Origin of the sequence: Alistipes communis (genome assembly GCF_006542665.1) — a bacterium.
Taxonomy (GTDB): domain Bacteria; phylum Bacteroidota; class Bacteroidia; order Bacteroidales; family Rikenellaceae; genus Alistipes; species Alistipes communis.
On sequence record NZ_AP019735.1, the window covers coordinates 487,357 to 499,993 of the forward strand.

The window sequence follows — 12,637 nt, forward strand, 5'->3', positions numbered from 1 at the left end:
AGACTCCTCCGCACAGAAGCGACCTCATCTTTCTTCTCCGGATACACGTCAATATCGGAAAAGCGTCGAAAATTCCACAATGCACATCTTTCGGCGCTCGGGCGAAGCTCATCGACCTTTCGGGCTGAAAAAAGCACGCGGCGAATGACAAATCACAAGCTCATTAAAAAAACTCGTCATCGCCTGTAAATTACAAATAATTTGATATTTTTGCCTAAAATACTTATTTCATTCAAGGGAACATCGACCGATCCGGCCCTAACCGTCCGGAAAAGCGCCGTATCTCCCGCATGTCATCCGATGGAAAAGCGACCCTTTCAGAATCCGACAGAACAGATGCTCGACCGCTTCCGGCAAGGCGATGCCAAAGCATTCGCCAGTCTCTATCGCACCCACTGGAATCAGGTTTTCCGTTTCAGCCGCCTCTACCTGAAAAACGACGAGGATGCGGAGGACGTCGTACAGGAGGTGTTCATCCGTTTGTGGCAGATTCACGAACGCATCCACCCCGACGGCAATTTTTCGGGACTGCTTTTCATCATCACGCGCAATCTGATCTTCAACCGCTTTCATAAACAGATCAACCCGTTGAGTTTCAAGGTATCCGTCCTCGCAGCCCTCGAATCATCCGACGACATCGAATCCGAAGTGAGCGCCCGCGACCTTGCGGAATACATCGACCGACTGATCGACCTGATGCCCGCCCGTCAGCGGCAAGTCTTCAACATGAGCCGCCGCGAGCACAAGAGCTACCGGGAGATCGCAGAAGAACTGAACCTTTCGCAAAAAACCGTCGAAGCGCACATGCACGAAGCGCTGCGTTTCCTGCGCGACAACCTCGCGCTGCTGCTCTGGCTCGCGCTTTTCAACGACGGACCGGTCTGCTAAACGACATTCCGACCGGAATCGGAGCGTTTTTTTCCGAAAATCACAAAAAATTACCGCACGCACTAAGGGTATCTGGTGCCGTGCCGGGTATTTATTACGGATACCGCAAAAAACACGAAATGACAGATATAAAAACGCTCGTCCGCAAACTGCTCGCCGGCAAACTCCCGCAGAAAGAGATGCCGGAACTCTGGCAGCGGCACGACGTCACGCAATACATGCAGCGCGAATGGGATCGTTGCGCAAAACCGGCCGAAGACGACCTCCTGCGCGAAAGCCGTATCTGGGAACGCATCGTCGCCCGCACGATGCCGCATGAAAAAATCCGGCGGAGGGGAGGGGTACGCACCGCATGGCTTAGCCGGAGCTACGGCGCCGCCGCTTCAATCATGCTGGCCATAGGTGCAGGACTCACCCTCGTCAACCTGCTGTGGCGTCCCGCTCCGGAAATCATCCACACCCTGTACAGCGGGAACCAAAGCACCGAACAGGTAGCGCTGCCCGACGGTTCGACCCTCTGGCTCGGAGCCAACTCCTCGTGCCGGTACGCCGCGGATTTTTCGGGCAGGGAACGACGGGTGGAGCTCAACGGCCAGGGGTTCTTCGAGGTGGCGGAAGATCCCTCCCGACCGTTCGTCGTGAGCAGCAATGGCATCGACGTCACGGCTCTGGGAACGGCTTTCGAAGTCTTTTCCGATCTCGGGGGCCGGCACGTGGAGGCCATCTTGCGCAACGGCAGCGTACGTGTATCCCTCCCCGGAGTAACGAAACAGACCTTCACGCTCTCGCCCGACCAGAAATTCACCTACTCCGCCGACACACGCAAAGTGATCGTCAGCCGGGTAGACGCCCAACGCTACACGCTTTGGCACGAGCGCATGTCATTGAGTTTCGAGAACCAACCCCTGTCGGTCATCCTGCCGCGCCTCGAAAGATGGTACAACTGCCATATCGACTGTCCCGAAGAGATCGCGACACGCTACCACTACACGTTCTCGCTGAGCGACGAGACACTCGACCGCACCTTGCAGCTTCTCCAATCCTCGACCGACCAGACACCGCTCTTCTACCGACGCGACGGTATGTACGTGCGCATCTACGAAAAATAAAAAAAGAACCCGAAACGACCCGCCTCATGAAGAAGAACCGAAGATACGGATAACGGCTCCGCCGAACATTCCGGCCGCACGGCGGCCGGACTCCGCACCGCACCGACCCAAACCTAATTCTAAAAAACCTTATGAAAAACCTTTACAACATCCGGAAAAGCCTCTGGATCCTGTTTTGCTGCATGTCGCTCCTTGCAGCAAACGGCATCCCCGCAACGCTTCATGCACAGGAGAGGAAGAGGTTGACCGTCGAAATGACGGACGCTCCGATCCTCGACGTGCTCAAAGCCATCGAAGCGCAAAGCGAACTCTCCTTTTTCTACAACAACAATCTGATCGATCCCACGCTGCGCATCACCGTATCGAAACGCGACGCTCCAATCCCGGAAGTGCTCAACCGTGTGTTCGCCGGTACGCCCTACGCCTACCGGATCGTCGACAAACAGGTGCTTATTTCGAAAAAAGAGGATGCGCCGAAACCCGACAAACCGCTGAAAATCCAAGGACGGGTCATCGATTCGAAAGGGGGCCCGATCGTAGGCGCCACTGTCGTCAACATGCGCACGCTCCAAGGCACGGTGACAGACTCCGACGGGCGCTTCGAACTGACGGTTTCCGCCCTGACGGAGGAGCTGACCTTCAACTATATCGGGTTCAAGACCAAAGTACTTCCGGCATCGAACGCCGAAGAGGTCCGTCTGGAAGAGGCTACCGTTCTCGAAGACGTCGTGGTCGTAGGCTACGGCACGGTCAAGCGCGTGAATCTCACCGGCTCGGTCGCCACGATCGATATGCGGGAAAAGGCCAACCAACCCATCACCAACACCGCGCAGGCGATGTACAACACCCCGGGCGTGTGGATCAACCAGAACAACGCCAAACCCGGCGCCGACGGAGGCACGATCCGCATCCGCGGCGTCAATACGCTCAGCAGCGCCAATCCGCTCGTGCTGCTCGACGGCGTGGAATACGACATCAACGAAATCAATCCGGCCGACATCGAATCGATCTCCGTGCTGAAAGACGCTTCGGCGGCCATCTACGGTTCGAAAGCCTCGAACGGCGTGATTCTCATCACCACGAAAAAGGGCGTCAAAGGCGCTCCGGTAATCAACTATCGGGCCAATTTCGGCGTACAATACGCCACCTACCTCCCCGACCCGATCGACGATCCGATCCTCTACATGCGTTTGCGCAATCAGGCAGAAATCAATTCGGGCAAGGCGCCCTCGGGAGTCTCCTATTCCGAAGCCGTCATCAAGGAGTATCAGGAGGGCATGAAAACCAATCCCGACGTCTACCCTGCGACCAACTGGTTCGACATTTGCCTCAAACCGGCCTTCGTCCACCAACACGATCTGCGCATCTCGGGCGGAACCGAACGGCTCGATTACAGCATGGCCGTAGGCTACATGAAGCAGGACGGCGTATTCATCGCCAACGACTGGGCCGACCGGATTTCGATGGACCTGAAACTCGGCATCCAGCTCAACAAATACATCAAGGTCGGCGGATCGCTCTACGGAAACATGCGTCACTACACGGAGCCGGGATACGGCACGAACAAGGTAATGGACGCCATGATGCGTGCCATTCCGATCATGTCCGACTACCATAAAAACGGCATCTACGGGTCGAGTTGGATCGCCACCCCGGGCCGCGGCAATTACGAGAATCCCCGCATGATCATCGAGCAGGGTTCGATCGACCGCCGCGTACAACAGCTGCTGGCCAAGGCGTTCGTGAAGCTGACGCTCCCTTACGGCATCACCTACGACGCCAATTTCAGCTTCCGCAAACGCGACACCCGCAGCAAAGACCACGTTCCGGCCATGTACACCATGAATCCCAAGACCGAAGAGGTCCGCAACTACAACTCGGCGGTGCCGCGCGTCAAGGACTGGGATGCCTGGGCGACGGGCAGTTTCTTCACCCAGACGCTGGGCTGGGAAGGGAACTTCCGCGACGAACACCACATCGGCGTCATGGTGGGCCAGGACTATCAGGAGTTCTACAACGACAATTTCCAAGCCTACAAGGAGGGATTCTACGACAACTACCACACCGATCTCAACTCCGCTTCGGGACAGGTCAACGCTCAGGCCACCGGCGCCTCCTCGCGCGAAAAGCTGGTCTCGGTTTTCGGACGTCTCTCCTACGACTACAAGCAGCGTTACCTCGTGAGCGCCGTCTTCCGCTACGACGGTTCGTCGCGTCTGGCCCCCGACCACCGTTGGGCCTTCTTCCCCTCGGTCTCGCTGGCATGGCGCATCGACCAGGAGAACTTCATGAAGAACGCGGAGTTCATCGACCAGCTCAAACCGCGTTTCTCGTGGGGTAAGATGGGCAACCAGGCCGTCTCGCTATACAGTTACCTGAGCTCGGTCAACACGTCGGGCTACGATTACAGCTTCGACGGCACGAAATACGGCGGCGCAGCCATCTCCGCTCTTGCCGACAACACGATCACCTGGGAGGAAACGACCTCCTACGATGCCGGAATCGACTTTTCGGCCTTCGGCAACCGCGTTCTATTCTCGGCCGACTGGTTCCTCAAACGCACCGAAGGCATCCTGCGCACGGTCAACCTGCCCTCGCAGGTCGGCGATCTGAGCGGCCCGAAGAGCAACGTGGGCGTGGTGGACAACAAAGGCATCGAGCTCTCGCTCACGCTGCGCGACTCGTGGGGCGACTTCTCGGCAGGCATCTCGGGCAACTTCTCCTACACGCGCAACGAAATCGTGGATCTCAACGGCGAGACCGAAATCAACGGCCGGCTGATCTGCAAGGAGGGGTATCCGATCAATTCGTGGTACCTGCTCGAAACCGACGGCGTCTTCCAGAACCAGTCGGAGATCGACAACGCGCAGGCCGTCTACGGCAACCGCGCCAACCTGCGCCCCGGCTACGTGAAATACGTCAACCAGAACAACGACAACACCATCGACGGCAACGACCGCGTCATCGCCGGCAACACGATACCTCGGTTCGCCTACGGCTTCAACCTCAACTTCGGATGGAAGGGCTTCGCCGTCGAAGCGCAGTTCCAGGGCGTCGGCGACGTGTCGGTCTACCCGTCGAGCAACATGGCCTTCGGCCTCTACAACGGCGCAGGTCTGACCAAACAATGGGTGAGGGATTCGTGGAGCGCCACCAACCGCAATACCGAATATCCGCTGCTGACGACCTACCCCGAAGCGGGCGAGAACTTCCAGAATTCGACGCTATGGCTTCAGGACGCCTCCTACCTGCGTCTGAAAAACATCCAACTGAGCTACACTTTTCCCAAGCAGCTCGTCGGACGCATCGGTATCAAGGGCTTGCAGGTCTACGTCAGCGGTCAGAACCTCGTCACCTTCTCGGACTTCAAGATCTGGGACCCCGAAATTTCGATCTCGCAGGTCAACTTGTTCTCCTACCCGATCCTGAAAACCATCAGCTTCGGCATCAACCTCACCCTATAACCGATCTTACAAAAACCGATCAACCATGAAACGCATTCAAATCATCATACCGGTTCTGCTCGGAGCCTTCTGCACCGGCTGCGACCTGGACATCGAACCGCAGGACCGCTACGACCAGCAAACCTTCTGGTACAGCGCCAAAGCCGCGGAGGGCGGCCTGACGGGGTGCTACAACGCCCTGCTCGAAAACGGCATCTACGGCCGCGCCGCCGTCTACTGGGAAGACGACGCCACGCCCAACGGCTATAATTTCAGCAACGACGACTCCTGGACGACTATCGCCAACGGTGCGCAGACGGCCACTTCGGGAGGCATCATCGCCAACCGCTGGAGCCACGCCTACAAAGGCATCGGACGCTGTAATACGCTGCTGGACAACATCGACCTCAACCGCGAGCTGGACAAGAGCGTCATCGAGGAGTACAAAAATCAGGCGCGCTTCCTCCGCGTACTGTTCTACTACATGCTGACGACCTACTACGGCGACTGTCCACTGATTACCACGACCCCCGCCATGGAGCACAAATCCCTGCCGCGCACCCCGCGCACAGAGGTGGTCTCCTTCATGCTCGGCGAACTGGAACAGCTTTCGAAGGTCCTGCCTCCGAAGGCCGAACCGGGACGCCCGACGTCAGGCGCGGCACTGGCCCTCAAAGCCCGCATCCTGCTCTTCGAGGCCAGCCCGCTGCTCAACCCCGGCCACGACGACCAGAAGTGGCGTGACGCCGCCGACGCGGCCCGCGCCGTGATGGACTGCGATTCGGATTACGAACTCTTCACCGCCCCGGGCCAGATCGGTTCGGCCTACCGCAATCTCTTCCTCGAAAGCGGAGAGAACAGTTCCGAATGTATTTTCAGCGTACAGTGCATGAACCAGAACAAGCTGGGGCTCTCGTTCGAACTGATTGCCCGCCAATACGGGACGATGGCGCCGCTGCGCGACCTCATCGACTTCTACTGCGACCGCGACGGCAATGCCCGCACTCCCGGTGAACAGCGGCTCGATCCCTCGAAAATCGACCCGCGCTTCGGCGCCACGATCGTCTACCCGGGCTGCAAGTTCATGGGCTCGACGGTCACGGCGACGCAGTTCCAGCAAACCGGATGCACGATCAAAAAGTACACGGTCTACGACGAACACACGCCTACGGCCGCCGAGAAAAGCATCGGCGACACCGAATCGCCTATCGACTACATGATCCTGCGCTACGCCGACATCCTGCTGATGTACGCCGAAGCCAAAAACGAATTGAACGAGCTGGACGAGACGGTATGGAACGAAACGGTGCGCCCGATCCGCACCCGGGCAGGATTCACAGCCGAGTCGGCGCTCGAATTCCCCGGCAAGGATCAGGAGAAACTGCGCGCCGTCATCCGCTACGAACGCCGCGCGGAGTTCGTCGGCGAAGGCTACTATTACAACGACCTGCGCCGCTGGCGCGAGGCCGAAAACGTCAACAACGGCCCGATCCGCAAGTTCAACAACGATGTCATTCTGGTACGCAGTTTCGAGCCCTCGCGCGACTATTGGTGGCCGGTTCCGCAGGGCGAAATCGACTTGAACCGCAACCTGCTGCCCAATAACCCCAATTATTGACAATGAAACGAATACTCACGCTAATCGCACTCTGCATCGTGTCAGGAGTTTCGGCCTCGACCCGACAACTGCAAATCATTCCCCAGCCCGTCAAGGCCGAACTCCGTACGGGCGTCTTCGTCACGGCCGGATGCCGCGTCGAATGGGAAGGTTTCGACATCCGGCCCGAAAATCTGGCTGCGCTGACCGGACGACTGGTCAAGCCATGCCATCCCGCGTCGACATGGAACGGAGTGAATGCCATCGTTTTGCGACGCGACACCGCAGCCGGAATCCCGCCCGAAGGCTACCGAATCGACATTTCCGCACGCCGCGCGCAGCTCTCGGCCGGCGACGACGCCGGTCTCTTCTACGGCCTGCAAACCCTCCTCCAACTGGCCGACGAACGGGGCAACCTTCCCTGCGTCTCGATCGAGGACCATCCGCGCTACCGCTACCGCGGCCTGCATCTCGACGTCTGCCGCCACTTCTTTCCGGTAAGGTTCATCAAGCATTACCTCGATTGGATGGCTTCGTGCAAACTCAACACCTTCCACTGGCATCTGACCGACGACCAGGGCTGGCGTATCGAGATCAAACGCTACCCGCGCCTGACCGAGATCGGCGGCTACCGAACCCGAACCCAGATCGGCGGATTCCACGAAGACCCGATCACCTACGAACAAGGCCGCTACGGCGGGTACTACACGCAGGACGAGATCCGCGAAGTGGTAGCCTACGCCGCCAAACGGCACATCGCTGTCATTCCCGAGATCGAAATGCCCGGTCACGCGACGGCCGCCCTGGCCGCCTATCCCGAACTAGCGTGCGGCCACGGCCCGAAAAGTTTCGAGACGAGCGGACGCTGGGGCGTCCTCGACGATGTTTTCTGCCCGGGCAAAGAGCAGACCTTCGAATTTCTCGAAGGCATGCTGGACGAAGTGCTGGAACTCTTCCCGTCGAAGCTCATCCACATCGGCGGCGACGAGTGTCCCCGCGTACGTTGGAAGGAGTGCCCCGACTGCCGGGCCCGCATGGAGGACGAAGGGATCGAGGACGAAGCCGGACTGCAAACCTACCTGACCCTCCGCATCGGCCGTCACCTCGAAGCCAAGGGCCGCCGGCTGATCGGCTGGGACGAGATTCTCGACGGAGAGCTGGCTCCCGGCGCCGTGGTGATGAGTTGGCGCGGCACCAGGGGCGGAATCGCCGCCGCACGCCGCCGGCACGAAGTGATCATGACACCGAGTACCTACCTCTATTTCGACAAGAAAGCCACCGATTCGTACGACGAACCCGTCAGTCTGAGCAGCAGCCTCCTGCCGCTGGAAAAAATCTACGGCTACGATCCGGACGAAGGGATCGCACCCGAAGACCGGCGCTACCTGCTGGGCGTACAGGCCAACCTGTGGACCGAATTCATCCGAACCGAAGGGCGCGCGAGCTTCCAGCTCCTGCCGCGCATCTACGCGCTGGCCGAAATCGCATGGTCGCCCGTCGAGCGCAAGTCGTGGCGGGAATTCTCCGAGGTGCGCCTTCCGGCCCACCTCGCACGGATCGACGCCTCAGGAGAGCCTTACCGCCTGCCCGCCCCTCTGGGCATCGAGGACGGAACCTCAGAAGGCGAAAGTTTCTCCTTCGTCATCCGGCCTCCGTTTCCCGGCTGCAAAGTCCGCTACACGCTCAACGGCGCCGTACCGCAGGATTTCGACCGTGAGATGCCTGAGAAGTTCGACATCGCGGTTCCTCGCGGCGAGCAGCGGACGCTGCGCTGCGTGACCATCGCCCCTTCGGGGCGGCGCAGCACCGTCACGACGCTCGTGCTCACCAACCGAATGCAAACCAATAACCCCGAATGATTATGAAACGCCGTATAATAGCCCTTTTATGCGCAGGCTGCCTCTTCTCCCTGACCGCCTGCCAGGAAGACATCGAGATCACGGAGGTTCCCATGCCTCCGGTCGAGGAGGAACCCGAACCTGCCCCCGACGACACCGACAAAATCTACGAATGCAAGCACCCGCTGCTGCTGACCGAACAGGCACAGGGACGCATTCTCATCGTCGACGCCGATACCCGAGAGACCCTTTGGGAGTGGCGGGCCGCAAGCGCCGCAGACATGCCCGACGCTACGTCGCTCATGCGGCTCCCGAGCGAGGTCAAAGCCATCTACAACCGCCGTTACATACTGGCCACGGCTTCGGGCGGCGGCGTAGCGATCATCCGCATCGCCGACAAAAAGGTGATGTTCTACGCTTCGGCGGGCAACAATCCCCACTCGGCCGAGGTCTTCCCCGACGGGAACCTCGTCGTGGCGTCGACCGACAACGACGGGTTCCTCAGCACCTTCCGCGTCGATACGGTGGCCCGTACGGGACAAGTCGTCCAGAAACTGCCGCTGACCTTCTGCCACAGCGCCGTCTGGGACCATTCGCGGGGCCGCCTGCTGGCCACCTCGGACAACAAGCTGTGCGTGTTCACCTACAACGGCGACGGCAACGATCCCCGTATCACGAAGGAGTCAGAAACCGCGATTCCCGAAGGCAACTGGGCCCACGACCTCTTCCCCGTCTACGGAGAAAACGCCCTGTGGCTCACGAACAACGATTACGCGATGAAAGTCTCGGGCTCCGATCTGTCGATGGAGACGGTCGGCTTTTCGCAGTCGGACATCAAATCGGTCAGCTCGGGGCCGGAGGGTTTCCCCACCGTCCTGCTGATTCCCAAAGCGGACGAATGGTGGAACACGAAGGTCATCGACACGGAAGGGCGCACGGTCTTCGAGCAGAACGGCATGCAGATCTACAAGGCGCGCTGGTTCCTCGACAACCCATACAGCTACCCTGCAAAACACGATTTCGTACAACCCGCAAAATAACCGGCATCCATGAAAAACGCACTCAAATTCCTCCCCCTGCTCCTGTTCCTGCCCCTCCTCGCATCCGGCCAGAAGCGGCTGAACGAAGTCGGCGCAGTCTACGGGGCCATCCGCTCGATGACGCCCGAAGCCTACAAGGAGGCGCACGACAAATACGGCATCCGCTGGATCGAAGCCTGGACGGGAAATCTGACCGGCGGCACCGAGGAGCAATACGACGCCTGGATCGAGCGGTTCAACAACGCCATGAAAGGCTCCGGACTGAAACTGTGGTCGGTACACCTCCCTTTCACGCGCAAGGCTCCGAACGACCTCTCGGACGACCGTCCCGAATGGCGTGAAGCGACGTTCAAAAACTGGATCGAGATTCTCGACCGCGCGACGCGCCTCGGCAAGTTCCGTGTAGTGGTGGTACACCCCAGCAGCGAAGCCCGGATCTCCGACGAGGAGCGTCCACGGCGACTCGAAAACCTCCGCGAAATGCTGTTGCGATTCATTCCGCTGGTGAAGGAGCGCTACAACGCGGCGGTGGCCGTCGAGGATCTTCCGCGCGGGTGTCTGGGCAACAGCAGCTCCGATTTCGAATGGCTCGTGGCCAACGTCCCCGACATCAAAATCTGCTACGACACCAACCATCTGCTCGGCGAAGAGAGCCACGCCTTCGCGGAACGTTTCGCCCCCTACATCGCCAACATCCACGTCTCGGACTACGACGGAGTGGACGAACGCCACTGGATGCCCGGACGCGGCATCGTCGAGTGGCCGAAGGTAATCGACATACTCATGCGGTCGGGCTACGACGGGCCTTTCATGTACGAAGTCACGCCGCGCAACGATCCGCGCGGAAGCGTCGAATACATGCGGCAGACGACGGACAGCCTCTTTACCCGATACGCGCTCTACAAAAAACAGCGGGCAGGCGAAAAATAACCATCCAAAATCCGAACCTTTATGAAACGACACATCTGGTATCATATCGTACTGACGATTTTCGCAGCATGGTGCGGCACAGGCTGTTCCGAAGGCTACGAATATTTCAACCCCAATCCCGGCGACGAAGAGCAGCAGGCATCACCGATCGTCAATACGGGCAAAGCCTCCGTCGACGCCGCGGCGGGAAAGGCGACGCTCAACGGCAACTGCAACGCCATGGGCCGTACCGTCTCCGAAGCGGGATTCCTCTACGGCCGCACGGCAGCCGAAATGATGAAATCCGAACGGCGCGTCTGTCCGGTCGACGAAGAAGGGCGTTTTTCGCTCACGCTCTCCGACGTGGACAACGGCGACCACTATTTCCGGGCCTACATGGTCATCGACGGCAAAACCTACAACGGAGTCACCGGCTGGTTCGAGGTGAAAGTGGCTTCCGTTCCGGAAGTGACCACCGAACTGTCCGAAGCCGCCGGAGGAGTCCTCACGCTCAAAGGCAGCTACAAACTCGACCGCGACCTGAGCGTCGAGCCAGGGTTCCGCTACGCCGCGACCGCGGATGGCGTCGCCTCCGTACAGTTCGTACGGGCTACGCAAGTCGACGAAGCGAACAAAACTTTCAGTCTCGACATTCCCGATACAGGCCAACCCTGCTTCTTCCAGGCCGTTGTGCGCATGTCCACCGACTTCTACGACGGCGAAGTGAGCGAGGTGATCCGCCCGAAGGATCTTTCGGCGGCGGGCGTCGCAAACTGCTACATCGTCACCGAAGGCGGCTGGTACAGCATCGAACCCAAACGTCCCGACGGAACCGCCGTCCAAGGGTCTGCCGCCGACTGGGTATGGTCGTCGGGTTCCGGACTTGTATCGGGCGTGCACTTCTCGGCGGGCCGCATCGTCTTCCAGACCAGCGGGAACGCCGGAAATGCCGGAATCGCACTCACAAACGATGCTGGCGAGATCGTTTGGAGCTGGCACATCTGGATGGCCCAGGCCCCCGCCGAGCAGACTGTCAACGGCCGTACGTTCCTCGACCGCAACGTCGGCGCCACGGAGTTCGACGGGGCTCTGGTCGGCTCGCTGGGCGTCTACTTCCAGTGGGGCCGCAAAGACCCGTTCATCGGCGCCAACCGCATCCAGAAGAACTACACCGACGAATACGAAGGCGTCGGATTCCAGACCACGGGAGACAACGGCTTCACGGCGCTCTTCCTCTACAACGACGCTCTCTGCGAAGGGTTCAAGTTCGTGAACAAGGAGATGGACATGAGCATGAGCATCGCCAATCCGACCGTTTTCTACGGGGTCTACAACTCCGGCGGCTGGAAAGGCTCCAACAGCGAGGTCGAAGACTACTGGGGCGGCGCGAGCGGCACAAAGACCAACAACGACCCGTGTCCGGCCGGTTACCGCGTACCGACGTTCGACGAAATCAACGGGTTTATCAAGGACATCGACACGAACAAGACCGCGCAGGAAAACGTCAGCGACCAGTCGTACGGACGCAAATACACCGTCGGCGACCAAACGTTCATGTTCCCGGGCTCGGCCCTGCGCGTATGGAGCGCCAAGATGCGCTACCCGGGGCGCGTAACGTTCTTCTGGTCTTCAACTATTTCGCCGACAACGGAAAAGAAAGCCCTCGACTTTTATGATTACCGTTGGAACACCAATGCCGATAATACCTGTTGCGCCATGGCGGTTCGCTGTATTAAAATTCAGTAAATAAGTTCACCGGAAAGGAAAAATTCCTTTCCGGTGAAACATTGGCCGCACTTTATTCGTTAATAAA

At 59.3% G+C, this 12,637-nt stretch carries 8 protein-coding genes; all 8 read left to right on the forward strand.

From position 1 onward, the window contains the following. Positions 1 to 300: 300 nt before the first annotated feature. The 8 genes from FMF02_RS02125 to FMF02_RS02160 all read left to right on the forward strand — a co-directional run bounded on the left by FMF02_RS02125 (position 301) and on the right by FMF02_RS02160 (position 12,570). Positions 301 to 888 (forward strand): RNA polymerase sigma-70 factor, encoded by a 588-nt coding sequence (locus tag FMF02_RS02125; RefSeq protein WP_244611603.1) that lies wholly within the window; start codon positions 301 to 303, stop codon positions 886 to 888. A gap of 119 nt (positions 889 to 1,007) precedes the next feature. After that, positions 1,008 to 1,997 carry a FecR family protein gene (locus FMF02_RS02130; RefSeq protein ID WP_141412048.1) on the forward strand — a complete coding sequence of 330 codons (990 nt, stop codon included), beginning with the start codon at positions 1,008 to 1,010 and terminating at the stop codon, positions 1,995 to 1,997. A 131-nt stretch (positions 1,998 to 2,128) separates the two neighbouring features. Further along, positions 2,129 to 5,461 carry a TonB-dependent receptor gene (locus FMF02_RS02135; protein WP_141412049.1) on the forward strand — a complete coding sequence of 1,111 codons (3,333 nt, stop codon included), beginning with the start codon at positions 2,129 to 2,131 and terminating at the stop codon, positions 5,459 to 5,461. Positions 5,462 to 5,486: 25 nt separating this feature from the next. After that, positions 5,487 to 7,058: a RagB/SusD family nutrient uptake outer membrane protein gene (locus tag FMF02_RS02140; RefSeq protein WP_019131210.1), complete on the forward strand. Its 1,572-nt coding sequence runs from the start codon at positions 5,487 to 5,489 to the stop codon at positions 7,056 to 7,058. A gap of 2 nt (positions 7,059 to 7,060) precedes the next feature. Next, positions 7,061 to 8,896: a beta-N-acetylhexosaminidase gene (locus FMF02_RS02145; protein ID WP_244611604.1), complete on the forward strand. Its 1,836-nt coding sequence runs from the start codon at positions 7,061 to 7,063 to the stop codon at positions 8,894 to 8,896. Between the two features lie 2 nt (positions 8,897 to 8,898). Next, the gene (locus tag FMF02_RS02150) at positions 8,899 to 9,915 is read left to right on the forward strand and encodes a DUF6528 family protein (RefSeq protein WP_141412050.1); all 1,017 of its coding nucleotides are present in this window, start codon (positions 8,899 to 8,901) and stop codon (positions 9,913 to 9,915) included. 9 nt (positions 9,916 to 9,924) lie between these two features. Beyond that, positions 9,925 to 10,845 carry a sugar phosphate isomerase/epimerase family protein gene (locus tag FMF02_RS02155; protein ID WP_141412051.1) on the forward strand — a complete coding sequence of 307 codons (921 nt, stop codon included), beginning with the start codon at positions 9,925 to 9,927 and terminating at the stop codon, positions 10,843 to 10,845. Between the two features lie 21 nt (positions 10,846 to 10,866). After that, on the forward strand, positions 10,867 to 12,570 hold the full coding sequence (locus tag FMF02_RS02160) for a fibrobacter succinogenes major paralogous domain-containing protein (RefSeq protein WP_141412052.1): 1,704 nt from the start codon (positions 10,867 to 10,869) through the stop codon (positions 12,568 to 12,570). Positions 12,571 to 12,637 lie beyond the last annotated feature (67 nt).

Excerpts from the sequence above, each read along its gene's own strand:
- FMF02_RS02125 (WP_244611603.1), top strand. The coding sequence starts at position 301 with ATGGAAAAGCGACCCTTTCAGAATCCGACAGAACAGATGCTCGACCGC.
- FMF02_RS02130 (WP_141412048.1), top strand. The coding sequence starts at position 1,008 with ATGACAGATATAAAAACGCTCGTCCGCAAACTGCTCGCCGGCAAACTC.
- FMF02_RS02135 (WP_141412049.1), top strand. The coding sequence starts at position 2,129 with ATGAAAAACCTTTACAACATCCGGAAAAGCCTCTGGATCCTGTTTTGC.
- FMF02_RS02140 (WP_019131210.1), top strand. The coding sequence starts at position 5,487 with ATGAAACGCATTCAAATCATCATACCGGTTCTGCTCGGAGCCTTCTGC.
- FMF02_RS02145 (WP_244611604.1), top strand. The coding sequence starts at position 7,061 with ATGAAACGAATACTCACGCTAATCGCACTCTGCATCGTGTCAGGAGTT.
- FMF02_RS02150 (WP_141412050.1), top strand. The coding sequence starts at position 8,899 with ATGAAACGCCGTATAATAGCCCTTTTATGCGCAGGCTGCCTCTTCTCC.
- FMF02_RS02155 (WP_141412051.1), top strand. The coding sequence starts at position 9,925 with ATGAAAAACGCACTCAAATTCCTCCCCCTGCTCCTGTTCCTGCCCCTC.
- FMF02_RS02160 (WP_141412052.1), top strand. The coding sequence starts at position 10,867 with ATGAAACGACACATCTGGTATCATATCGTACTGACGATTTTCGCAGCA.